The sequence below is a fragment of the Aeromonas sp. S13(2024) genome (assembly GCF_041402405.1).
Classification (GTDB): domain Bacteria; phylum Pseudomonadota; class Gammaproteobacteria; order Enterobacterales; family Aeromonadaceae; genus Aeromonas; species Aeromonas veronii.
The window spans coordinates 1-22,135 of the sequence record NZ_JBGLRA010000021.1; the positions used below are offsets into that span (position 1 = coordinate 1).

The 22,135-nt window shown below is 60.4% G+C and carries 19 protein-coding genes and 3 tRNA genes; 11 read left to right on the forward strand and 11 right to left on the reverse strand.

What is annotated here, in order from left to right:
• The first annotated feature begins 35 nt into the window (after positions 1–35).
• From ACB042_RS19040 to ACB042_RS19050, 3 genes are all read left to right on the forward strand, one after another.
• Positions 36–111: transfer RNA gene (locus ACB042_RS19040), tRNA-Val, on the forward strand.
• Positions 112–147: 36 nt separating this feature from the next.
• Positions 148–223 (forward strand) — tRNA-Lys (locus tag ACB042_RS19045).
• A 17-nt stretch (positions 224–240) separates the two neighbouring features.
• Positions 241–316: transfer RNA gene (locus ACB042_RS19050), tRNA-Val, on the forward strand.
• A 313-nt stretch (positions 317–629) separates the two neighbouring features.
• On the opposite strand, the gene ACB042_RS19055 is transcribed toward ACB042_RS19050, so the two are convergent.
• Positions 630–1,943 carry a sodium-dependent transporter gene (locus ACB042_RS19055; protein ID WP_371178928.1) on the reverse strand — a complete coding sequence of 438 codons (1,314 nt, stop codon included), beginning with the start codon at positions 1,941–1,943 and terminating at the stop codon, positions 630–632.
• Positions 1,944–2,373: 430 nt separating this feature from the next.
• On the opposite strand from ACB042_RS19055, the gene ACB042_RS19060 reads away from it, so the two are divergent.
• Positions 2,374–3,093 (forward strand): substrate-binding periplasmic protein, encoded by a 720-nt coding sequence (locus ACB042_RS19060; protein WP_371178929.1) that lies wholly within the window; start codon positions 2,374–2,376, stop codon positions 3,091–3,093.
• A 3-nt stretch (positions 3,094–3,096) separates the two neighbouring features.
• Here the strand turns inward: ACB042_RS19060 and ACB042_RS19065 are convergent, their stop codons facing one another.
• A complete protein-coding gene (locus ACB042_RS19065; RefSeq protein WP_371178930.1) occupies positions 3,097–4,410 on the reverse strand; it encodes a sodium-dependent transporter in 1,314 nt (437 codons plus the stop codon).
• Between the two features lie 211 nt (positions 4,411–4,621).
• Positions 4,622–5,461 (reverse strand): isopenicillin N synthase family dioxygenase, encoded by an 840-nt coding sequence (locus ACB042_RS19070; RefSeq protein ID WP_371178931.1) that lies wholly within the window; start codon positions 5,459–5,461, stop codon positions 4,622–4,624.
• Positions 5,462–5,667: 206 nt separating this feature from the next.
• Between ACB042_RS19070 and ACB042_RS19075 the strand changes: the two genes are divergently transcribed.
• Positions 5,668–6,231 carry a DUF2799 domain-containing protein gene (locus tag ACB042_RS19075; RefSeq protein WP_201904415.1) on the forward strand — a complete coding sequence of 188 codons (564 nt, stop codon included), beginning with the start codon at positions 5,668–5,670 and terminating at the stop codon, positions 6,229–6,231.
• 51 nt (positions 6,232–6,282) lie between these two features.
• Here the strand turns inward: ACB042_RS19075 and ACB042_RS19080 are convergent, their stop codons facing one another.
• Both ACB042_RS19080 and ACB042_RS19085 read right to left on the reverse strand, forming a co-directional pair.
• Positions 6,283–7,101 carry a Cof-type HAD-IIB family hydrolase gene (locus ACB042_RS19080; RefSeq protein WP_371178932.1) on the reverse strand — a complete coding sequence of 273 codons (819 nt, stop codon included), beginning with the start codon at positions 7,099–7,101 and terminating at the stop codon, positions 6,283–6,285.
• Between the two features lie 110 nt (positions 7,102–7,211).
• The gene (locus ACB042_RS19085; protein ID WP_371178933.1) at positions 7,212–8,441 is read right to left on the reverse strand and encodes an MFS transporter; all 1,230 of its coding nucleotides are present in this window, start codon (positions 8,439–8,441) and stop codon (positions 7,212–7,214) included.
• Positions 8,442–8,547: 106 nt separating this feature from the next.
• On the opposite strand from ACB042_RS19085, the gene ACB042_RS19090 reads away from it, so the two are divergent.
• Positions 8,548–9,171 (forward strand): metalloregulator ArsR/SmtB family transcription factor, encoded by a 624-nt coding sequence (locus tag ACB042_RS19090; RefSeq protein ID WP_042052419.1) that lies wholly within the window; start codon positions 8,548–8,550, stop codon positions 9,169–9,171.
• 311 nt (positions 9,172–9,482) lie between these two features.
• A complete protein-coding gene (locus ACB042_RS19095) occupies positions 9,483–9,959 on the forward strand; it encodes an Lrp/AsnC family transcriptional regulator (protein ID WP_005304871.1) in 477 nt (158 codons plus the stop codon).
• A gap of 131 nt (positions 9,960–10,090) precedes the next feature.
• Here the strand turns inward: ACB042_RS19095 and ACB042_RS19100 are convergent, their stop codons facing one another.
• The gene (locus ACB042_RS19100) at positions 10,091–10,408 is read right to left on the reverse strand and encodes a hypothetical protein (RefSeq protein ID WP_005343224.1); all 318 of its coding nucleotides are present in this window, start codon (positions 10,406–10,408) and stop codon (positions 10,091–10,093) included.
• A 145-nt stretch (positions 10,409–10,553) separates the two neighbouring features.
• Positions 10,554–10,781 carry a hypothetical protein gene (locus tag ACB042_RS19105; RefSeq protein WP_005335715.1) on the reverse strand — a complete coding sequence of 76 codons (228 nt, stop codon included), beginning with the start codon at positions 10,779–10,781 and terminating at the stop codon, positions 10,554–10,556.
• Between the two features lie 206 nt (positions 10,782–10,987).
• Between ACB042_RS19105 and ACB042_RS19110 the strand changes: the two genes are divergently transcribed.
• Together ACB042_RS19110 and chrA are read left to right on the forward strand one after the other, a co-directional pair.
• A complete protein-coding gene (locus tag ACB042_RS19110) occupies positions 10,988–11,434 on the forward strand; it encodes an NUDIX hydrolase (protein ID WP_371178934.1) in 447 nt (148 codons plus the stop codon).
• Positions 11,435–11,516: 82 nt separating this feature from the next.
• Complete coding sequence (gene chrA, locus ACB042_RS19115) at positions 11,517–12,668, forward strand: chromate efflux transporter (RefSeq protein ID WP_371178935.1); 1,152 nt, start codon at positions 11,517–11,519, stop codon at positions 12,666–12,668.
• A 73-nt stretch (positions 12,669–12,741) separates the two neighbouring features.
• Here the strand turns inward: chrA and msrB are convergent, their stop codons facing one another.
• The 4 genes from msrB to malQ all read right to left on the reverse strand — a co-directional run bounded on the left by msrB (position 12,742) and on the right by malQ (position 19,802).
• Entirely contained in the window at positions 12,742–13,128 is a 387-nt protein-coding gene (gene msrB, locus ACB042_RS19120) for a peptide-methionine (R)-S-oxide reductase MsrB (RefSeq protein WP_040068248.1), read from the reverse strand.
• A 68-nt stretch (positions 13,129–13,196) separates the two neighbouring features.
• On the reverse strand, positions 13,197–15,353 hold the full coding sequence (glgX, locus tag ACB042_RS19125; protein ID WP_158110549.1) for a glycogen debranching protein GlgX: 2,157 nt from the start codon (positions 15,351–15,353) through the stop codon (positions 13,197–13,199).
• Positions 15,353–17,530 carry a 1,4-alpha-glucan branching protein GlgB gene (gene glgB, locus ACB042_RS19130; RefSeq protein WP_100652812.1) on the reverse strand — a complete coding sequence of 726 codons (2,178 nt, stop codon included), beginning with the start codon at positions 17,528–17,530 and terminating at the stop codon, positions 15,353–15,355. Before glgB ends, glgX begins: the two co-directional genes overlap by 1 nt.
• An 82-nt stretch (positions 17,531–17,612) precedes the next feature.
• Positions 17,613–19,802 carry a 4-alpha-glucanotransferase gene (gene malQ / locus ACB042_RS19135; protein WP_371178936.1) on the reverse strand — a complete coding sequence of 730 codons (2,190 nt, stop codon included), beginning with the start codon at positions 19,800–19,802 and terminating at the stop codon, positions 17,613–17,615.
• A gap of 347 nt (positions 19,803–20,149) precedes the next feature.
• On the opposite strand from malQ, the gene gap reads away from it, so the two are divergent.
• Positions 20,150–21,145: a type I glyceraldehyde-3-phosphate dehydrogenase gene (gap, locus tag ACB042_RS19140; protein ID WP_005335708.1), complete on the forward strand. Its 996-nt coding sequence runs from the start codon at positions 20,150–20,152 to the stop codon at positions 21,143–21,145.
• Between the two features lie 86 nt (positions 21,146–21,231).
• Positions 21,232–22,098 (forward strand): D-hexose-6-phosphate mutarotase, encoded by an 867-nt coding sequence (locus tag ACB042_RS19145; RefSeq protein ID WP_069529712.1) that lies wholly within the window; start codon positions 21,232–21,234, stop codon positions 22,096–22,098.
• The last annotated feature ends 37 nt before the right edge of the window (positions 22,099–22,135 follow it).

The following is a 22,135-nucleotide window of genomic DNA, read 5'->3' on the forward strand; positions in this document are numbered from 1 at the left end:
AATCCAGCACGACCCACCATCATTTCAGAATCCCAGGTCGTTTAGCTCAGCTGGGAGAGCACCTCCCTTACAAGGAGGGGGTCACTGGTTCGATCCCAGTAACGACCACCATATTTGCAGTAAAAAGTTTAAAAAAATGATTTAGATGGGTCGTTAGCTCAGTCGGTAGAGCAGTTGACTTTTAATCAATTGGTCGCTGGTTCGAATCCAGCACGACCCACCATCATTTCAAGAATCCCAGGTCGTTTAGCTCAGCTGGGAGAGCACCTCCCTTACAAGGAGGGGGTCACTGGTTCGATCCCAGTAACGACCACCATATTCGCAACCGAAGCTGAGATATCAGCTGCGGTTGCAGAGAAAGTCCCCACTCAGATGGGGATTTTTTTTGCCTGAAATTCAGTACTCCAGCTTCTTCTGTTGCCGTTGTGGCGAGCAAAGCACCACCTCTTATTGTGCCACTCTGCCACTTTGCCACTCCGATCCTTCTTCATCCTGCTCTTCCGAGATTGTTCGACGGCCACTGACTTCACTCCTGTCCATCGTGATGCTGCTCATATGAACGCCTGTTAAAGCAAACGCCAGCAATAAAAAGGGCAGGCCAAGGCCTGCCCGCACGGATTCGCAAGGTGTTACATGATCCCGCGGATCAGGATCCCGCTGATCAGCAGCGGCGCCACCACGCGCCAGCACCAGAGCAGCGCCAGACGCAGGGCGGGTGACAGGCCTACAGGGAGAATGGCATCACCCAAGCGCCAGCCCAGCAGCAGGGTCAGTACCAGACCAAACAGCGGCATCATCAGGTTGGAGGTGAGATAGTCGAGCAGCTCGAAGATGGTCTTGCCAAACAGGGTCAGATCGCTCCATGGGCCGAACGACAGGCTCACCGGAATGCCGGAGGCCATGATGAGCAGAGTCAGTACCCGGCAGGCACCACGGCGCGACCAGCCCCACTCCTCGGTGGTGAAGCGCACCAGATGCTCCAGCATGGAGATGGAGGAGGAGAGGGCGGCGACCAGCAGCAACAGGAAGAAGACTACCCCCAGCCCCTGACCGAGCGGCAGATGACTGAACACGGCAGGCATGGTCATAAAGGTGAGTCCTGGGCCTGCGGTAGGGTCGATACCGGTGGAGGCCAGCGCCGGGAAGATCATCAAGCCCGCCAGCACCGAGATAAGGCTTGCCAGTGTGACCACCCAGACCCCGGAACGCAGCACCCCTTCGCTATTGGGCAGGTAGGCGCCATAGGTCGTGTGTACCCCGAGCCCGATGGAGAGGGAGAAGAAGGCCAGCCCCAGCGCGTCCAGCACGCTCTGGCCGGTCAGCATGGAGAAGTCCGGCAGCAGCAGCTGGCGCACACCCGCCATGGAGCCCGGCATGGAGAGACCGACCCCCACCAGCAACAACATCATGATGAAGAGCGCGGGCATCATCCAGCGCAGTGCCCGCTCCACCCCTTTCTGAATACCGCCCTGCACGAACCACCAGGTGAGCCCGGCAAAGATCAGATGGGTCAGCACCGGCCACCAGGGGTTGCTGACATAGCCGTTGAACAGGGCGGTGAGGGAACTCCCCTCGCTCAGGTTGAGCTTGCCTGCCATCGCCAATGCGGCATAACCCACGGTCCAGCCGCCCACCACGCTGTAGAAGCTGTAGATAAAGAAGCCGCAGAGGATCCCCATATACCCCATCCAGCGCCAGTTCGGCCCCACCAGCTTGCGGAAGGCGCCGAGCACCCCGCGCTGGCTATGGCTGCCGAGCAGGGTTTCGCCGACCTGTACCGCTACCCCCAGGGTGAAGCTGAACAGCAGAAAAACCAGCAGGAAGGCGCCACCGCCATTGGTGGCGGTCACATAGGGAAACTTCCAGATGGCACCAAGGCCAATCGCTGTGCCTGCTGCGGCCAGCACATGACCGAGACGGGAAGACCACTGAACCTGGCTCATACAACCTCCGGGTAACACGACATCGAAGCAATACTCCTCTGTAGCAATAAACGACAGACCATAAAAAAGGCCGCCTGAGGCGACCTTTGCAATGAACATTCAGAAAAACTGTGCGTGCAAGGTCACCTCTCTTGCGAGCTAAAAAATCGACCAAACAGCACGAGGATGGCAGACATGAGGTGACAACCTGACTAATGAATGAGGAAACAGCCTAAACCATGGAAAGAATAATTGACACATAAAATCAAAATTTTTTTGTGTGCCGCTGTCACCACTCTGACTATACGTACAACTCAATGGGGGAAAACCTCGCCGAGCCGTATCTTTTCTACCTTGTGGCTATTTACTGGGCGATAATCGACGTAGCTTCTTCTGGAACTAGTGACCGCGACATGGCGCTGACGGGAACAACGATGAGACAGGATGTCGTATGAGATGGATGGTGCTGCCCTGGTTATTGATCAGCCTGAGTGTGTCGGCGCAGCCCGGATTAACCCTGCTGAGTCACGACTTACCCCCCTTTACCGAATACCGCGACGGCAAGCTCGACGGATTCGCTATTCGTTTGATTGATGAGGTGCAGGAGGAGCTTGGCACCCGCTATCCGGTGCGGATTTACCCGCTCAAACGGGCGCTGGCGCTGGCACGGGTCGAGCCCGGCTATGGACTGTTCGTGGTACAGCGGCTCCCGGAGCGGGAGTCCCATTTCAAATGGGTTGGCCCGCTCTTTATCAATCGGGTCTTTATCTATCAGGCGCCGGATAGTCGCCACCCGCTGACCTCGCTGGCGCAGCTGCGGGAGCTGCCCAGAGTGGGGGTCGTGCTGGGTAACGCCGATGATGTGCGGCTGACCCATGAGGGCTACACCAATCTGGTGCGCTACAAGACGGTCGGGGAGGCGATAGAGCGGCTGATGCTGGGCAAGATCGATGCCTTGCCGATGGCGGAGCTGGTGATGGAGGCCACCCTCGACAAGATGGGGTTATCCCGGCGCAGCATCATCAGTAGTGGTGTTCTGCTTCATCAGGCCGGTCTCTATATCGTCTTTTCCAAGGGGACGGATGATGCCGAGATCACCCGCTGGCAGCATGCCCTGGAGGCCGTCAGAGCGGCCCAGGGACGGGCCGATAGGCCCACCCGCGAAGAGTAACCGTTACACCAGACCGCGAATCAAGATCCCGCCGATCAGCAAGGGGGCAATCCAGCGCCAGCAGTTCATCAGCAGGTGATGCCAGTGGCTGGCAATCCCCTGCGGCAGCGCCTTGCGTCCCAGCTTCCAGCCCAGCAGCAGCGTCAGCATCAGGCCGAACAGCGGCATCATCAGGTTGGAGGTGACAAAGTCCAGCAACTCGAAAATGGTTTTGCCAAACAGGGTGGCGTGTTGCAGCGGGCCAAACGACAGGCTGACCGGAACACCGCTAACCATGACGAATCCAGTGATGGCGCTGCAGGCCGTGCGGCGTGACCAACCCCAGGTCTCGCACAGGAAGCACTGCAAATGCTCCAGCAGGGAGATGGCCGAGGAGAGCGCCGCAAAGACCAGCAGGGCGAAGAAGATCACCTCAAGCACCTGACCAAAGGGCAGCAGCTGAAACACCGCTGGCATGGTCATAAAGGTGAGACCGGGGCCGGAGGCCGGGTCGATACCGGTCGAGGCCAGCACCGGGAAAATCATCAGCCCCGCCAGTACTGCCACCATGCTGGCCAGCAGCACCACCCAGAGGCTGGAGCGACCAACCCCTTCGCTGGTCGGCAGATAGGCACCGTAGGTGGTGTGAATGCCCAGACCGATGGAGAGGGAGAAGAAGGCCAGCCCCATGGCATCGAGCACGCCGGACATCCCCAGCTTGCTGAAGTCGGGCATCAGGAAGTGACGTACCCCCGCCATCGCATTGGGCAGGGTGAGGCCAAAGGCGACCAGCATCAGGATCATCAGGAACAGGGCTGGCATCATCCAGCGCAAGGTGCGCTCCACCCCTTTCTGAATGCCCCCTTGCACCACCATCCAGGTGAGGGCGGCAAATAGCAGATGGGTGAGAATGGGCCAGACGTCGCCGCTGACATAGTCATTGAAGCGGGCGGTGAGGGCTGCTGCATCACCATAGTTGAGATCGCCGGAGATGGCCATGCCGGTATAACCCAGGGTCCAGCCGCCCACCACGCTGTAGAAGCAGTAGATGAGCAGGGTAGAGATCACCCCCATTACCCCAACCCAGCGCCACTGTTTGCCGAGCAGATCGGAGAAGGCACCGACTACCCCGCGGCGACTCATGCTGCCGAGCAGGGTCTCCCCCATCAGTACCGCCACCCCCAGGGTGAAGCTGAACAGCAGAAAGACCAGCAGGAAGGCGCCGCCACCGTTGACTGCGGTGACATAGGGGAATTTCCAGATTGCGCCGATACCGACCGCGGAACCCGCTGCGGCGAGGATGTAGCCGAGTCGGGATGACCATTGGGACTGCTTCATAAGAACTCCAATCGAGCGCCCCTTGGCAGGGGCAGAATGGCGCTCATGTTACGGAGGTCACGGCGCAATCACTACGACGGTTATCAGGTGTAAATGCGATTTGTTGGCATGAATGGCTAATTTAATTCTGTTTTTTGCCCAATCCTGCCACCAAATAAAAACCGGAGCGAGATTGCTCCGGTTTGGTCTCTGACAATTGCTCGTCGGTGGACTAGATCACTCCGAGCTCCCGCAGCCGCTCCATCAGGTAGCTGTGGGCGGTATGACGCTCGGAGAGCACCACATCCGGGCGCGGGTGGAGGAACAGCGGCAGGGAGATACGCGACTTGGCGGCACTGCCACCGGTCGGGTTGATGACGCGGTGAGTGGTGGAGGGGTAGTAGCCGCGAGAGGCCTCCTGCAGCATGTCGCCGATATTGATGATGAGGGTGCCAAAGTCACACGGCACGTCCATCCACTCGCCGTCGGAGCCCTTCACCTGCAGCCCCGGCTCGTTGGCGGCGGGCAGAATGGTGAGCAGGTTGATATCTTCGTGGGCGGCTGCACGGATGGCGCCCGGCTCCTCGGTGCCATCGAACGGCGGATAGTGCAGCACCCGCAGCAGGGTCTTCTGGCTCTCTTCGATCATCGAGGAGAGGGGGCTGCTGTAGTTGGCGGCGATATCGGCCGGGGTGTACTGCTCGACCCAGCCCAGCAGCTCGGCGGCCAGACCGTTGGCCAGACGATAGTACTCCATCGCCTGCTCCTTCAGCTCTTCCGGCATCTGGCCCCAGGGGTAGATGTGGAAGTACTCCTTGATGTCTTTCTGGCTATGGCCCTTGGCCACCTCGGAGACCGACGGCGGGAAGTAGCCATCCTGAGTCTCGCGGTTGAACAGGAAATCCCGCTTCTGCTCGCTCATGAAGAAGCGATACCAGTTGTCGTAGATGGACTGCACCAGCTCTTTCGGGATGGGGTGGTTGGTCAGCACGCCAAAGCCGGTGGTTCGCAGGGATTCGGTGAAGCGTTGGGCCGCATCGGGTGAGCGGTAATCGACGGTCAGGACTTTCATTGTTTTTGTTGCGCGCCAGTTAAAATATGGCGCAGTTTACCTTGCGCCTGATAACAAGGAAAGCGGGTTGGCCGCCCGTCTGGCACGGCGTTGAATAGTGACAAAAACATCAAATAAACCGCGCCAGACCGCACGGGAGCGCATCCCTTGTTATGGCCTTTTATCCTCTCTAGAATGCCGCTCACTATCTTTTCCGGAGTCTGTTCATGTCCCCCAAAATCCTGTTGCTGACCCTGCCGGTATTGCTGGCGGGATGCAGTGCCCTGTCAGAAGATGAGTGCCGCACCATGAGTTGGTACAACCTGGGTTATCAGGATGGAGCGGAGGGCAAAACCCGTCAGGCGACCCGCGATTACGTTTCGTCTTGCAGCGAATATGGCCTCAAAGTGGATGAAGCCGAGTGGAAACGGGGCTACGACAAGGGGCTGGAGCTCTACTGCATTCCCGAGCTGGCCTACAGCAAGGGCAAGGAGGGGCAGGCCTATCTGGGGGTATGCCCCAATGACGCCAGCTTCCTCAAGCAGTATCAGCGTGGCTACGAAGAGTACAAACTGGCTGCTCGCCTGCGGGAGATCAGCGACGAGCTGGAGCGTACCGAGCGTGATATCGATACGCTGGAGCGCAGCATCCGCAACGAAACCAACACGGAACAGCGCGACTACTACCGCGCTAAGCGCGATCGGGCCATTCGCCACTACGAATCCCTGCGCCGGGAGTACAACCGTCTGCGCTATCCGGATCGGGTGATCCAGTTCTCCTTCGGCGGTTAATCTCTCTCTTCATGGCCAGCCCGCGTGCTGGCCATGTTGCATCTTGTCAGCTCAGGGCAGTACCCAGCGCTGTAGCGCCAGTGCGATGCCATCTTCGTTGTGGTCGGCCGTGACCCGATGGGCATGGCTTTGGATCTGCGGGGCCGCATTGCCCATGGCCACCGCCAGCCCCACCTGCTCGAACATGCTGATGTCGTTGTTGTTGTCCCCAAACGCCACCACCTGCTCCATCGCAATCCCTTCGCTGGCGGCCCACTGGGCCAGCCGGTTGCCCTTGCTGCAACCGGGCTGTACCAGCTCCACCGCATAGGGGGCCGCCCAGTCACGGGTAAAGGGCATCTGCTCGACCACCTCGCCCATAAAGGTGTGCAGGCGTGCCGGATCCTGATTGAACAGCTCCAGTTTCCAGACCGGGTTGTCGAGCCAGCCTGCCAGCTCCTCGACCGGGTGGAGGGCGATCTTGAGGTGGTCCGGCTGATTGGCCGACCAGTGGCGGATGCGGGTGACATGCTCTTCGCAGCCGATGTAGCCGATCCCCTCGCTCAGGTGGAACAGGGCGCCCATCTGCTGTGCCTCGACCGCGGCCAGCAGCTCGGTAAGCGGGGCGACCGCCAGCGGGTCGCCGCTGAGGAGCCGGTTTTGCACCGGATCATAGAGATAGGCGCCGTTGCTGCAGATGAGGGGGGTATCGAGGGCCAGTTCGTGGTGGAAGGGGCGTGCCGTCATGTAGTGGCGCCCCGTGACCAACAGCACCTTGATGCCGTGGGCGCGGGCCTGCGCCAGTGCTGCCCGGGTGGCCGACGAGATCTTGTGATCCCGGGTCAGCAGGGTGCCATCCATATCGAGCGCGATGGCCTTGTACTCACTCATAGCTCCTCCAGCATCGAACAAATCCGTAAAGAGCTTTACCGTCCCAGACCCGGCGCCCCGATGCAAGTTTTGCCCGCGGCCGAAGCGCCGAACTGTGATCCCTTCGTGGCTCAGGTGCAGCTGGCCAGCTGTTGACGACGGTCGGCACGGCGGCGCAGCAGATAGAAACCGGCGGCACTGGCAAGGGAGCAGAGGGTGGCGAGATAGAAGGGCCACTCGGTACCGGCCAGCAGCACCAGACTGCCGAGCAGCACCGCCAGGATCTCGCTGCCTACGGCGAGGGCGCGGTAGAGCCCCATCGCCTGCCCCTGTTGCTCCGGGTGACTGCGGTTGGAGATCGCCACCGAAGTGGCCAGCTCCCCCAGACTCATGCCGATGCCAGCGGGAACGAAGGTAAGCGCCAGTCCCCACCAGTGCACGGGCAGGATAAAGAGCAGCATGCCGCTCGCCATCACCAGATGGCCGACAATCCCGAGGGAGCTGCCGCGCCAGTGGCGGGCTATGCGAGAGCCGAGCCAGGAGCCCGCCATCATGGGCAGGCTCACCAGCACCGCCGCCTGCGCCAGCTGGGCCGGATCCCAGGCCAGCCGCTCCACCAGCCAGATATTGAAGTAGGTGAAATAGAGCTGCACGGCGCCATAGCTGATCAGGGTGAGCGCGAAGTAGGGCAGCAGGACCGGTTGCAACAACAGCTGGCGGCTGGAGAGGGTCGGGGCCTGCCGGGCGGCCGCCACCGGCGGACGATAGGGGATCAGCCAGTAGACCAGCAGCAGGTTGAGCAGGGTCATTCCTACCGCCAGCCAGGCGGCCAGACTGTAATCCCCCGAGATCACCGCGGCGTAGCCCCCGATCACCGGCCCCACCACCCAGCCCAGATTCATGCCGATATTGATCCAGGCGAAGCTGCGCGCCTTGTGCTCCTTGCCGGCGAGATCCGCCGCCATCGCCTGCACGATGGCGATGTTGCCGTTGCACAGCCCCTCCACAATCCGGCTGAGCAGCAACAGGGGGAGGGAGCGCCAGGCGATACCGAGTGCCATCAGGGCATAGCCTGCCAGTACCCCCGCCAGCGAGAGCAACAGCAGTGGCTTGCGGCCATAGCGGTCGGAGAGGCGACCGAGCCAGGGGCTGCCCACCAGCTGGAACAGGGGATAGAGCCCCATGATGACCCCCAGCCACACCTTGCGGCTCCAGTCGGAGGCTTCCGGCGTCAGCATGCCGTGGGCCGGATCCAGCAGCAAAGGTGCCAATACCGGGGAGGGGAGACTGAAGCCTGCAACTGCCAGCGTGACCGTCATGACCAGCACCCAGAGGGGATTTTTGTGCTCGTGTTTCTCCATGCTGCACCCATTAAGTAAAGTTATTGGTTTATTTATGCTGGTTCATAGACGGGATTAAGTAAAGTGAATTGTTGATTTAATAAAGGGCGCTCCCCATAATGAGATCATGAACGCAAGCACCGACAAGATCCTGTTTCTGCTCAAGAGCCATGGCCCGCAGAGCGCCGCCGCGCTGGGGGAGCAGTTGCAGATGACCTCCATGGGCGCCCGCCAGCACCTGCTCACGCTGGAGCAGGAGGGGTGGGTCACATTCAGCGACGAGGCGCGCGGGCGCGGTCGTCCCGTGCGGCTGTGGCAGCTCACCGAGCAGGCCTGGCAGCGCTTCCCCGATAGCCATAGCGACCTGACCGTGCAGTTGATCGACAACGTGCGCGAGCTGTTTGGCGAGGAGGGGATGGAGCGGCTGATCCAGCAGCGGGAGCAGCAAATGCTTGCTCGCTATCAGGAGGCGCTGGGGTCCCATGGTCTATCTGGCCGGCTGGCGGCGCTCAAGGAGCTGCGTACTCGCGAGGGCTACATGGCGGAGATCCGCCGCGAAGAGGATGGTAGCTGGCTGCTGTGGGAGAGCCACTGCCCCATCTGTGCGGCAGCGCGTACCTGCCGCGGTTTCTGTCGCAGCGAGCTGGCGCTGTTTCGCCAGCTGCTGGCGCCGGCGACGGTGGAGCGGGAGCAATATCTGCTGGAGGGGGCGCACCGCTGTCTCTATCGCATCACGCCGCCCGCGCTCTGATTGCGTCAAACGCCCAAAAACAACAAAGCAGGCGCCGGGATGCCTGCTTTGTTGCCTTCGGGGAGGGGGTTCTCTCGTTCCAGCCCGTCGTTTCCCGATAAGGTAAGACGGCTGATGGGGCTCTTGACCCGGTAAGGTCCTTCACCGCAGAGACCCGGTCAGGTATCTGCTTTGCCACCGGAAGATGTAACCATAGTATCCCTCCCGTGCCGGTGAGTGGTTGCAAAGTAACCACTTATTTCGGTTGTTTTTGCAATAGTTCACCCTTAATCTAGGAAAAGTGGATTAGTCATTGCAACGAGGAAGGGTAAATGCTGAAACTTGATCGCATAGACAGACATATTCTCGAGCTGATGCAGGAGAATGGCCGCATCAGCAATCTGGAACTGGCCGAGCTGGTCGGGCTCTCCCCGTCCCCCTGCTCCCGCCGGGTCAAGGCGCTGGAGGATGCCGGCCTCATCGACACCCACGTTACTTTGCTCAACGCCCGCCAGCTTGGCCTCACCCTCACCGCCTACATTCACATCTCCATGGACAGACACACGCCCGAGCGGTTCGAAAACTTCGATCGCGCCATCAGCGAGTTGCCCGAAGTGCTGGAGTGTGATCTCATCACCGGCAACGATGCCGACTACCAGCTCAAGGTGGTGGTGCGCGACATGGAGCACTACCAGCACTTCCTGCTGGACAAGCTGACCCATATTCCGGGGGTGACCGGGGTGCGCTCCAGCTTCGTGCTGCGCCGCATCAAGCACAAGACGGCGCTGCCGCTCAACCATCTGGGTTGAGCCCGCGCAAACCGCTTATAGAAACAGAAAGAGGAGGCCAGTGGCCTCCTCTTTTGCTATTCGCTCTTGGTTATTCGGTAGTGGTTATCGGGTCTGGATTAGCTGTCGCGGTGACGGGGCTACTGCCGCTGTCAGACGCTGACCTGGCTGATGTCTTCCACCTGCAGCAGCCAGCCGCTCTGCTCCTGCTGCGGTTCGCCGCTGACCCGCAGCCGCTCGCCGGTCGGCACCCACTGCCCCTCGGGCAGGGAGACCAGCAGACTCTCGCTGCCGTTGTCGAACAGCCAGCGATCTTCGCCAAGCGATTCAATCAGATAACCTTCCATCTCCACTCTGGACTCGGCTTGCCAGGATGGCGCAACGGAATCACGGCTCTCGATGAAATCCCCCTGAACACCAAAACTGGCTAGCCCCCACAGAATGGAGAGCCCTACGATGGATGTTTGCATCTTGTCTCTCCTCTTTTGGAACTGTAGGGCCAGTATGGGAACAGAAAACTGAGCGCACCATGAACAAGGTGGCAAAGTGCTGGCGAGATCGCGAAAAAATCCGGCCAATTGGCCGGCAGTGTCATTTTATGGTGCCTGGATCACACTATTTGGCGGCTTCTTCTGCCATCCGTTCAGCTCTTGGCTTATTCGTCCACATGGCTACCCCGCGATGATCCCCACAGATCCCCTCTGCCACCACGGCGCGAACCCGGGTGCCATCTTTGCAAATGGCCTGCCAGGCGTCGGCATCATCGATGGCGAGCGAGTTGGGGGGCGGCGTGGTTTGGCAAGCCGTGAGCAGCAGGGCGCACAGGGGGAGCAATTTTTTCATGGCGGACTCCTCGGGGTGATGGGGGACTGAGAGGATGGGGATAACCTCTCCATCCGGGCTTCACTCCCCAGCATCAGTGATAACCGGTTAAGGGGCAAGGGGAGGGGCCACAGACAGGCGCAGGTGCCGTGCAGCCGGGGCTTGCCCTGTGCCCTCCTTGGGCCTAAGGTGGGGCCGTTTTATTGCCTGATTGAAGGAGCGTTTTCATGTCCACTCTTTATCCCCGCGTCGGGGTCGGCGTCATCCTGACCAACCCCCAAGGCCAGGTGCTGCTTGGCAAACGCAAGGGGAGCCATGCCCCCTACTGGTCGATCCCGGGTGGGCATCTGGAGTTGGGGGAGAGCTTCGAGTCGGCGGCGATCCGGGAGGTGGCTGAGGAGACGGGACTAGAGATCCACGGGCCCGAGGTGGTAGCGGTGACCAACAACCTGGAGACCTGGCGCGAGAGCGGGCTGCACTATATCTCGGTGACGCTGCACGCTAAGGCCGATGGTGAGCCGCAACTGCTGGAGCCGGAAAAGTGCGAAGGCTGGGTCTGGTGCGATCCGCGCGCGTTGCCCGAGCCCCATTTCGACGCCAGCCGTCAGTCCATCGCCTGCTGGCTGGCGGGACGCTGCTATCTGCCGGGTGATGTGCCCATGGTGTCGGCCTAATCAGTCTGATTGTCATAAAACGATCATCGCGCTGTCATAATATCTCCTCTCCATCGGGAGAAGAGGGATGAGGGAGAAGAGCGTGGGACAGGTATTTATTCAGTTTTTATGGCTGGGATGCATCAGTTTTGGCGGCCCGGCCGCTCATATCGGCTATTTCCAGCGCACCTTCGTCCAGCGGCTCGGCTGGCTGACACAGGCCGAATTTGCCCGCTTGCTGGCGCTGTGCCAGCTGCTGCCGGGGCCTGCCTCCAGCCAGCTTGGTTTCGCCATCGGTCGTCATCGCGCCGGTCTGGGCGGGGCGCTTTCTGCTTTTGTTGGCTTCACGCTGCCCTCATTTCTGCTGCTACTGGCGGCCGCGATCGGCATCGGCCAGCTGGGCAGCAATCTGTGGCTCGATGCGGCGTTGCACGGCCTCAAGCTGCTGGCGCTCATCGTGGTGGCCGATGCGGTGTTCACCATGAGTCGTCAGTTTTGTGCCACGGGAATGACCCAAGGGATCATGGTGGTGACCGCTGCTGCACTCTGGTGGCAGCCTGGTCTGCTGACTCAACTGTTGATGCTGGCGGGAGCTGCATTGATCTGCGCCCGCAGCCAGTGCGGGGCGGGTAGTCGCCCTGCCTTCGCTGAGCTGCCTTCTGCCGCCAGCAGTCAGCCTCATTGGCCGACCCTGCTGCTGTTTGGCATCCTTTTTATCAGTCTGCCGCTGCTCGCTAGCCCGATTGGTCAACTGGTTGCCGACTTCTATCGCGCCGGTAGTCTGGTGTTTGGCGGTGGCCATGTGGTGCTGCCGCTGCTGCAAGAGAGCGTGGGCCACACTCTCAACGAGCAGCAGTTTCTGACCGGTTACAGCCTGGCCCAGTTGGTGCCGGGCCCCATGTTTACCCTTGCCACCTATCTTGGCGCCCAGCTGCAGCCCGAGATGCCGCTGCTCGGGGCCCTGTCGGCGACCCTGGCGCTCTTTGCACCCGGTTTTCTGCTGCTCTGGGCGGTGGGCCCCTGCTGGCAACAGTGGCTGGCCCGGCCCCGTCTGGCGGGGGCCGTCACCGGAATCAACGCCGCCGTGGTGGGCTTGTTGTTGGCGGCCCTCTATCAGCCGGTGTGGCAGAGCGCGGTGCTGGCGCCGACCGATCTGGCGCTGGCGGCCATCGGCTTTTATCTGCTGCGGGTGGTGAAGTTGCCGGTGCCGGCCATCGCGGCCCTGTTGGTGATGGCCACCATCCTGCTGGCGTGAAGCCGGTGAAATCCCGATAAAAAACGGCGCCTCCGTGATGGAGGCGCCGTTTTTATTGCAATGGGTCAGCCGCTTAAGCGTCGGGATCGAAATCCAGACTCAGGCTGTTGACGCAGTAGCGCTGGCCGGTCTCGGTCGGTCCGTCGGGGAAGACGTGACCGAGGTGAGAGCCGCACTGGCGGCAGGTGATCTCCACTCGCTTCATGCCGTGGCTGTTGTCCTCGGTGTACTCAACCGTCCCCTCTATGGCCTTGTCGAACGAGGGCCAGCCGCAGCCGGAATCAAACTTGGCTCCTGAGTGAAACAGCACGCTCTTGCAGCAGACACAGAGGTAGTCGCCGCTCTTGCGATTGTGGAGCAGGGCGCCGCTGTAGGGGCGCTCGGTGCCCTTCTCCCAGCAAACGTGAAACTGCTCGGCGGTCAGTTTGCTGCGCCACTGTTCCGGATTGTTACTGCTCATACCGACTCCTTGCCATCCATACCGGAGCCCAGCATAGCGGCTCCGTAAAGCTGACTCCAGCATGCCTCTTATGCTTTGCCTGTATCTGTGATCGAGGTGGCAACCATCTCCTCACCGGATGCAGGGAGAATTTCCTGCTGCGGTGGCTGGGCATCCTCCGCCGTGCTGGCCAGCGCCACCCGCTCCAGCAGTTTGAGGGAGTGGGCCCGGCCGACTGCCACCTGCCGTTTGATGTCATCCGGCAGGAAGGGGAGGCCATCGTTGGTGGCGGTGTCGATGGTCTGGATCCACTCCAGCCCTTCCCCTGGCGGTGGCAGGCGGAACTGGATGTCGTAATCGCTGGCGTTGAACAGCACGTACCAGCGCTCGCCGACACAGTTGATCATGCCGATATCCATGGCGAACGCCTGCCCCATGGGGGCGTGCCAATCCTGATCGGTGAGCTGGTGGCCGTCCGGGTGATACCAGTTGACCTGATGGCAGCTGGATGGGGTGCCATTCCAACTATCGTCGCTCAGTTGCAGGTTGGAGAAGACGCAGGACTCCGCCCGCAGCGCCATCATCTGCTGGGTGAAAGCGAACAGCCGCTCATCCTCCGGTCGCCACTGCCAGTTGACCCAGCTGATCTGGTTGTCCTGACAGTAGGCGTTGTTGTTGCCAAGCTGGCTGCGTCCCATCTCGTCGCCGGCGAGGAAGTGGGGAGTGCCTTGGGAGAGCAGCAGGGTGGCAATCAGATTGCGTTTCTGCTGCTGGCGCAGGCTGTTGACCCGCGGATCCAGAGTCGGCCCCTCTACCCCGTGGTTATAGGAGAGGTTGTTGCCGTGGCCGTCCCGATTGTCTTCACCGTTGGCCTGATTGTGGCGCTGGTTGTAGGAGACCAGATCCTCCAGGGTGAAACCGTCGTGATAGCAGAGGTAGTTGACGCTGGTGTGGGGGGAGCGCCAGTTTTTCGGGAAAATATCCCGCGAGCCCACCAGACGAGTGGCGAAGTCCCCCATCTTGCCCGCATCACCGCGCCAGAAGGCGCGCACCGTATCGCGGTAGCGGTCGTTGATCTCCTGCCACTGGCTCGGGAATTGACCCAGCCGGTAGCCGAAGGGACCGATGTCCCAAGGTTCGGCGATGAGCTTGACCTGTGACAGCACAGGATCGGCCATCACGGCCTTGAAGAAGGCGCCCATGGGCTCGAACTCCCCCGCTTCCCGCGCCAGCGTCACCGCCAGATCGAAACGGAAGCCGTCCACCTGCATCTCGGTGACCCAGTAACGCAGAGCATCGAGCACCAGCCGCAGGGTGTTGGGGTGATCCAGATTGACGCTGTTGCCACAGCCGGTCACGTTGGCGTGACGGGTGTAGTCCGGGCCGTGGGGACCCGCTTCGAAGGCGTAGTAACCGGCGTTGTCAAAGCCCTTGAACGAGAGGGTGGGGCCATCGAAGCCCGAGGCGGCAGTGTGGTTGTAGACCACATCCAGGATCACCTCGAGCCCGGCCCGGTGCAGCTCGCGCACCATGGTCTTGAACTCGGTCACCGCCTCGTCGGCCCTGGTGCTGTAGCGCGGCTCCGGGGCGAAGAAGGCGATGGGGTTGTAGCCCCAGTAGTTGGTCAGTCCCAACTGCTCCAGTCGCGGTTCTGACATGAAGGCGGCCACCGGCATCAGTTGCACCGAGGTGATACCGAGGCTCTTCATGTGCTCGATAACCAGCGGGTGACAGATGCCAAGATAGGTGCCCTGCAGCGCTTTGGGGATCCCCGGGTGCTGCTTGGTAAAGCCCTTGACGTGGGTCTCGTAGATAATGGTGCGGGCCGGACTGATCCCGGGTTTGCCAACCCCTTGCCAGTCAAAACTGTCATCCACTACCACCGACTTGGCAATCATCCCGGCACTATCACCCTGATAGAGGGCTTCATCCCAGTAGGTGGGACGACTGAGCGCCCTGGCGTAGGGGTCAATCAGCAGTTTTTGCGGATCGAACAGCATCCCCTCCTGCGGAGTACCATAGACCCGATAGCCGTAGCGCTGACCGGCCTTTACGCCGCGCACGTAGCCAAAGCGATACTGGCCACGGCGGCCGGGCAACTCCAGCCGCATCAGCTCCTGCTCCTGCTCGTCGTACAGGCAGATCTCCACCTTGTCCGACTGGGGGGCCCAGACGCAGAAGTGGCAACCGTTCTCGTCAAGGCGGGCCCCCAGCGGGTGGCCCACCCCTTTTTCCATTACAAGCATCAAGACTCCTGTTTGATAAACAAGGTCGCCAGCGGCGGCAGATCCAGCACTATGCTGTGTGCCATCCCTTGCCAGGGGGTCGGCTCGGCAGCGAACACCAGACCTACATCATAGTTACTGCCCCAGTAATACTCGCTGTCGGTGTTGAGCACCACCCGATAGTGGCCCCCAGCTGGGACGCCGATCCGATATTCGAGACGGGGCACCGGGGTGAAGTTGCAAGCCACCACAATAGTCTGCTTGCCCTCTTTATCCGCCCGCAGCCAGGCAAAGATGCTGTTGTCGGCATCGTTGTGATCCAGCCAGCGGAAGCCGGTCTGCTCATAATCGGCCTGATACAAGGCAGGCTCATGACGGTAGAGGTGGTTGAGATCGTGGATCAGCCGCTGCTGACCGGCATGCTTGGGATATTGCAGCAGGTGCCACGGCAGCTGGGCGTCGTGGTTCCACTCGTTGCTCTGAGCTATTTCGGTGCCCATGAAGTTGAGCTTCTTGCCCGGGTGGGCGTACATGAAGCCCATGTAGGCGCGCAGGTTGGCGGCTTGCTGCCACTCGTCGCCCGGCATCTTGTAGAGCATGGAGTGCTTGCCGTGCACCACCTCGTCGTGGGAGAGCGACAGGATGAAGTTCTCGTCATAGTGGTAAACCATGGAGAAGGTCATGTCGTTGTGGTGGTAGCGACGGTGGATCGGCTCTTTCTGCATATAGGTGAGGGTGTCGTGCATCCAGCCCATATTCCACTTGAAGCCAAAGCCGAGGCCGCCGAGGAAGGTGGGGCGGGAGACACCGGCAAAGGCGGTGGACTCTTCGGCTATGGTCATGGCGTGGGGATACTTGCCGTAGACCTCCTCGTTGGTCCACTTCAAGAGGCTGATCGCCTCGTAGTTGTGGTTGCCGCCATCGACGTTCGGTACCCACTCACCGGCGTTGCGGGAATAGTCGAGATAGAGCATGGAGGCAACCGCATCCACCCGCAGGCCGTCGATGTGGAACTTGTCTAGCCAGAACAGGGCGCTCGCCACCAGGAACTGGCGCACTGTGTCGCGGCCGAAGTCGTAGATGTAGGAGTTCCAGTCCGGGTGCCAGCCACGGCGCGGATCCTCGTACTCGTAGAGCGGGGTGCCGTCGAAACGTGCCAGTCCGTGGGCATCGGACGGGAAGTGGGCGGGCACCCAGTCCAGAATGATGCCGATCCCGGCCTGGTGGCACTGGTCGACGAAGTATTTGAAATCATCGGCGGTGCCGTAGCGGCTGGTGGGGGAGAACATGCCCACCGGCTGGTAGCCCCAGGAGCCGCTGAAGGGGTGCTCGGAGACCGGCAGCAGCTCGATGTGGGTGTACTCCATCTCCTTGACGTAGGCGACCAGCTCCACTGCCAGCTCGCGCCAGCTCAGGCTGTCGCCGTTGGGGTGGCGTTTCCAGGAGCCGACGTGCAGCTCATAGATGGAGAGCGGCTGCTCGCGCTTGTCGTTGTGCTGGCTGGCAATCCACTCGGCATCCTGCCACTGGTACTGGGCGTGGTCATAGACCACGGAGGCGAACGACGGATACTGCTCACTGTAGAAACCTACAGGGTCGCTCTTGTGGGGCAGCCGGTTGCCCATGGGGTCCTTGAGCTCGAACTTGTAGCGATCCCCGGCCTTGAGGCCCGGCACAAACAGCACCCAGTGACCGCAGAGGCTGCGCTGCATCGGATGGCGGCGGCCATCCCAGAAGTTGAAATCGCCGATGAGGCTCACGGCGGTGGCGCTCGGTGCATAGACCGCAAAACGCACCCCTTCCACCTGCTGGCCAAGATGCTCTACGGTGCGCAGCTGGGCGCCAAGGGTGTGGTAGAGGTTTTCCGGCTGGGCAGTCAGTTCGGCCAGGCCTGCCCAGGCGGCATCCTGAAACTGATAGGGGTCGATAACCTCGGTAGTGGCATCTTGGTAGCTGGCGATCAGCTGATAGGGGAAGGAGTTTTTGCGGCGGGTGAAAACAGTTTCAAAAAGACCCGATTCATCGGTGGGCGCCAGGGTGGCAACGACTTTGCCCGACTTGAGATCCTTGACGCGGACTTCGAGGGCATCAGGCAACCAGGCGGTCAGTTTGAGGCCGGGCCCATCCGGATTGGCCTGCAGGCCTAAGTGAGAGAAGGGATCGGAACAGCGGGCAGCAACCAAACGTTCAACGAGCATCGAGATTTCCTTTCATGACAGAGCATCCACTCCGGCCGAAGCCGGAGTGGATTTAGGTGAGAACGCTGTGGGAGACAGCGTCTCAACGACTGGCCTCATCACGGGCTTGGCTCATCTTGCCAGCCAGTGCCTTGAGTGCCTCATTGGCAAAAATATCTTCCAGATCAGCGGAAAGCTTGCGGCGCCAGTTGGGGTATTCGTAACTGGTGCCCGGTACGTTGACCGGCTTGTCCATCTCCAGCCAATCTTCCAGCTGGGTACTGAACAGGGCGCAGTTGCCGCGGGACATGTGGATCTGCAGACCGTGGTTGAGTTCGGTGTTCATGCCGACCCAGTTCACGTCATGACTGATGTTGTCAGAGATGACCTTGTGGGCATGCAAGCTGTCGAGGATCCGCTGTTTGGCCTGGTGGCGATCAGCATACAGAGTCTTCAAAACATCTTCATCCGGATACAGACCCAGTTGACGGCCGAGCGCCAGATCATCGCAGTGCCAGAAGCCCTTGAGGGTTGGCATGTCGTGAGTGGTCAGGGCCGACATCGCCTGCTCGGTGTAGTGCGCCGGGGAGATAAAGCCGCCATCTTCCTTGGAGCGCTCGAAGAAGAACACCTTGTAGGAGTGAACGCCGTTCTCTTTCAGGGTCACGTCGATCCCCTCCGGCACGGTGCCCAGATCCTCGCCGATCAGCAGGCACTGATTACGGTGGGATTCGAGGGCCAGAATGCCCAGCAGATCGTTGACCGGATAGTAGATGTAGGCGCCCTTGGCGGCGGACGCTCCGGGCGGTACCCACCACAGGCGCAGCAAGGCCATCACGTGGTCGATACGCAGTGCGCCGCAGGAGCGCATGTTGGCACGGAACAAGTCCACCATCGGCTGGTAGGCCGCTTCAAACAGCTTGTTCGGGTTCATCGGGGGCAGGCCCCAGTTCTGACCAAGCGGGCCGAGGATATCGGGCGGCGCACCGACCGAGGCTTTCGGGCAGTAGAGATCCTGGTTGGCCCAGATCTCGGTGGAGCCTTCGGAGACGCCCACCGCCAGATCCCGGTAGATCCCCATCACCATGCCGGCAGCCTTGGCACGGGCATCGGCTTGCGCCAGCTGCTCGTCGGCCAGGAACTGCAGATAGAGGTAGAAGTTGACATCTTGCGGGTGCGCGGCCATCCAGGCGGCAACGGCAGGATTGTGGTAATCGCGCAGCTCCTGCGGCCATACCGGCCAGCCCCAGGCATTTTCGCCTTTGGCATAGAAGTGGGCCTGCAGGGCATCAAATGCTGCCTGCTGTTGCAGGCTGTCGCCACCGGCGGCCACGAAGGCATCAAAGGCGGCCTGACGCTCGGCGCTCAGGGTGGCTTCATCGAACACCTGACGCAGCATGCCGAGTTTGGTCTGGATCACGCCGGTGTAATCGACGTTCTCTTTGGCGCGCAGATCGGCCAGATGTTGCTGGAAGGCAGGACTTGCCACTTCCGCCTTCAGGCGATCGCTCTGCTGGAATTCGGGCACCGCTTCCACATTGATATAGGCCACGTTGAGCCAGCGACGGGAAGAGGGGCTGTAGGGACTGGCGCTCTCCGGATTGGCCGGATAGAGGGCGTGGATAGGGTTGAGACCGACGAAGTGGGCACCCCAGGCGGCCGCTTTCTCGACCAGCTGGCCCAGATCGCTGAAATCACCGATACCCCAGTTGTGGCGGCTGCGCAGGCAGTAGAGCTGCACGCTCGGGCCCCATACCTTGCGGCCATCGGCAATCGGCGCCTGCTTGTAGCAGGCCCTGGGGGCGACGATGAGGCGCATGGTGGCCAGCGGCTCGTCATTGCCCTCTTCCAGCAGCACCAGCTGGTGATAACCCAGCTCAGGGGCCATATCCAGAGTGACGCGATAGGCCTGGCACTCCATCTCTTCAAATTCGGCCACGCCGACAAGCTCACCCTCGATGGGGGTGAATTGACCGGACAACACAGCACCCTGCTCCTGCTGGAGCTGCCAGGTGAGGGCGTCGTTAACGAATTCGATGGGGAGGCGAACCTCAAGGGTAACGGCGTCGCCGGTGCGAACCACCATCACAGGATCCAGCGCCCGCAGCCAGTGCTGGCGATGTTCCTCTTCCAGCTGCTGCACCAGTGCGGCCTCGTCATCGACGCGGTAGCCCATGGCGCCCAGCATGGCGGCCTTGCTCTCTTCTGATACCTGGGCCGGGTGGCCCCAGGCATCGACATACTCGCTGGCGATACCTTTTGCGGCAGCCAGCTGTTCAATCAGGGTGGTCATAGTTTGAGAATTCCCGCTGTGGATTCTATCTATACTATTTTGTTTGATTTTTATGGGGTGGTACTTGAACAGTGGCTCTTTGGCCATGCTAAACCGCGCACATTTTTACATATCTCTGTGAATGGTTGTGTGACCGAGTAGGCACTATTGTTGATATCTGCGCGATGCCACGATCTGGCACTTTTTTCGTCAAAACGTGGTAATCAGTTACATAAACAGAAAATTAATTTCACAGTTTTTCATGATATAGCGCAATTTCAGACAGAATGTTGGTTGACTCACCGGAGAGTTCTAGTAAATTTACAAGCGGAATTTTCTTTGACTACTGAACAGTTAGGTAACTAAATATGACTATCAAAGTAGGTATTAACGGTTTTGGCCGTATCGGTCGTTTCGTATTCCGTCTGGCTTGCGAGCGTGCAGACATCGAAGTTGTTGGTATCAACGACCTGATCGATGTTGACTACATGGCTTACATGCTGAAGTACGATTCAACTCACGGTCGTTTCAACGGTACCGTTGAAGTTAAAGACGGCAACCTGGTTGTAAACGGTAAAACCGTACGTGTTACCGCTGAGCGTGACCCGGCCAACCTGAAGTGGGGCGAAATCGGTGTTGACGTTGTTGCTGAAGCTACCGGTCTGTTCCTGACCGACGAGACTGCTCGTAAGCACATCGCTGCTGGTGCCAAGAAAGTTGTTCTGACTGGCCCGTCCAAAGACGCTACCCCGATGTTCGTAATGGGTGTTAACGACTCTACCTACGCTGGCCAGGACATCGTTTCCAACGCTTCCTGCACCACCAACTGCCTGGCACCGATCGCCAAGGTTCTGAACGATACCTTCGGTATCGAGTCTGGCCTGATGACCACCGTTCACGCTACCACTGCTACCCAGAAGACCGTTGATGGTCCGTCTGCCAAAGACTGGCGCGGTGGCCGCGGTGCGGCTCAGAACATCATCCCGTCCTCTACCGGTGCTGCCAAGGCTGTTGGCGTAGTTATCCCGGAACTGAAAGGCCTGCTGACCGGTATGGCTTTCCGTGTTCCGACTCCGGACGTGTCTGTTGTTGACCTGACCGTTAACCTGAAGAAAGCTGCCACCTACGCAGAAATCTGCGAAGCGATGAAAGCTGCTTCCGAAGGCGCTATGAAAGGCGTTCTGGGCTACACCGAAGACGAAGTTGTATCTACCGACTTCCTGGGTGAGCGTCAGACCTCCGTATTCGACGCCAAGGCTGGTATCCAGCTGAACGACAAATTCGTTAAAGTTGTATCCTGGTACGACAACGAAATGGGCTACTCCAGCAAAGTTCTGGACCTGATCGCTCACATCTCCAAGTAATTTGGGATGCGCAATCGCGTAGCTTGAAAAAGGCGGCCATTGGCCGCCTTTTTGTTTTTCGGTTTCCCCTGATGACAGGAGTCCACATGCAATCCATTCGTCCCCTGACAGCCAATTGCAAGCTTGCCAACAATGCGGCCGGTCTGCCGGTTCTCACCATCAACAACGACTATGCCAAGGCAGAAATCAGCCTGTTTGGCGCCCATGTGCTGAGCTATCAGCGTCATGGCGAGCCGGCCTCCATCTGGCTGAGTGACAAGGCGGTGCTGGATGGCAGCAAGCCTGTTCGCGGTGGTATCCCGATCTGCTGGCCCTGGTTTGGTCCGGCGCCCGCCCGCGTCGGTAGCGGCAAGCCCTCCCACGGTTTTGCCCGTACCACCCTCTGGATGCTGGACGGGGTCTCCGATCACGCCGATGGCACGCTCGTTCATCTCTCCCTGCACGACAGCGATGCGACCCGTGCCCTGTGGGATCACTCCTTCGAGCTGGAACTGGACGTGCTGGTGGGCAAAGAGCTCTCGCTGGTGCTGACCACTCGCAACACAGGTGCTCAGCCGTTGACCTATAGCGGTGCGCTGCACACCTATTTGCAGATCAGCGCCCCGGAGGCGGTGAGCGTGAGCGGTCTGGGCGAGCCCTATGCCGACAAGCTGACCGGACAGGATGCCAAGCAGCAGGGTGCATTGACCCTGAGCGGGCCGCTGGATCGGGTCTACTGGCAGCCAGAGGCGCTGGTGAGGGTGCAGGATGGTGAGCGCGAGACCCGGGTTGTCAGTGGCAACCACGACAGCGTGGTGGTCTGGACCCCATGGCTGGAAGGGGCCACCGCCATGGCCGACATGAGCGACGATGGCTATCGCACCATGCTCTGCGTCGAAGCTGCCATTGCCGGCGACGCTGGGGTGACCGTTGCGCCGGATGAAGAGCACAGCCTCTCCACCGTAATCATCTGAGTTGGATTAGGTTCAGATAAATAAAGAGGGCTTCCGC

Excerpts from the sequence above, each read along its gene's own strand:
- ACB042_RS19055 (WP_371178928.1), bottom strand. The coding sequence starts at position 1,943 with ATGAGCCAGGTTCAGTGGTCTTCCCGTCTCGGTCATGTGCTGGCCGCA.
- ACB042_RS19060 (WP_371178929.1), top strand. The coding sequence starts at position 2,374 with ATGAGATGGATGGTGCTGCCCTGGTTATTGATCAGCCTGAGTGTGTCG.
- ACB042_RS19065 (WP_371178930.1), bottom strand. The coding sequence starts at position 4,410 with ATGAAGCAGTCCCAATGGTCATCCCGACTCGGCTACATCCTCGCCGCA.
- ACB042_RS19070 (WP_371178931.1), bottom strand. The coding sequence starts at position 5,461 with ATGAAAGTCCTGACCGTCGATTACCGCTCACCCGATGCGGCCCAACGC.
- ACB042_RS19075 (WP_201904415.1), top strand. The coding sequence starts at position 5,668 with ATGTCCCCCAAAATCCTGTTGCTGACCCTGCCGGTATTGCTGGCGGGA.
- ACB042_RS19080 (WP_371178932.1), bottom strand. The coding sequence starts at position 7,101 with ATGAGTGAGTACAAGGCCATCGCGCTCGATATGGATGGCACCCTGCTG.
- ACB042_RS19085 (WP_371178933.1), bottom strand. The coding sequence starts at position 8,441 with ATGGAGAAACACGAGCACAAAAATCCCCTCTGGGTGCTGGTCATGACG.
- ACB042_RS19090 (WP_042052419.1), top strand. The coding sequence starts at position 8,548 with ATGAACGCAAGCACCGACAAGATCCTGTTTCTGCTCAAGAGCCATGGC.
- ACB042_RS19095 (WP_005304871.1), top strand. The coding sequence starts at position 9,483 with ATGCTGAAACTTGATCGCATAGACAGACATATTCTCGAGCTGATGCAG.
- ACB042_RS19100 (WP_005343224.1), bottom strand. The coding sequence starts at position 10,408 with ATGCAAACATCCATCGTAGGGCTCTCCATTCTGTGGGGGCTAGCCAGT.
- ACB042_RS19105 (WP_005335715.1), bottom strand. The coding sequence starts at position 10,781 with ATGAAAAAATTGCTCCCCCTGTGCGCCCTGCTGCTCACGGCTTGCCAA.
- ACB042_RS19110 (WP_371178934.1), top strand. The coding sequence starts at position 10,988 with ATGTCCACTCTTTATCCCCGCGTCGGGGTCGGCGTCATCCTGACCAAC.
- msrB (WP_040068248.1), bottom strand. The coding sequence starts at position 13,128 with ATGAGCAGTAACAATCCGGAACAGTGGCGCAGCAAACTGACCGCCGAG.
- glgX (WP_158110549.1), bottom strand. The coding sequence starts at position 15,353 with ATGCTTGTAATGGAAAAAGGGGTGGGCCACCCGCTGGGGGCCCGCCTT.
- glgB (WP_100652812.1), bottom strand. The coding sequence starts at position 17,530 with ATGCTCGTTGAACGTTTGGTTGCTGCCCGCTGTTCCGATCCCTTCTCT.
- malQ (WP_371178936.1), bottom strand. The coding sequence starts at position 19,802 with ATGACCACCCTGATTGAACAGCTGGCTGCCGCAAAAGGTATCGCCAGC.
- gap (WP_005335708.1), top strand. The coding sequence starts at position 20,150 with ATGACTATCAAAGTAGGTATTAACGGTTTTGGCCGTATCGGTCGTTTC.
- ACB042_RS19145 (WP_069529712.1), top strand. The coding sequence starts at position 21,232 with ATGCAATCCATTCGTCCCCTGACAGCCAATTGCAAGCTTGCCAACAAT.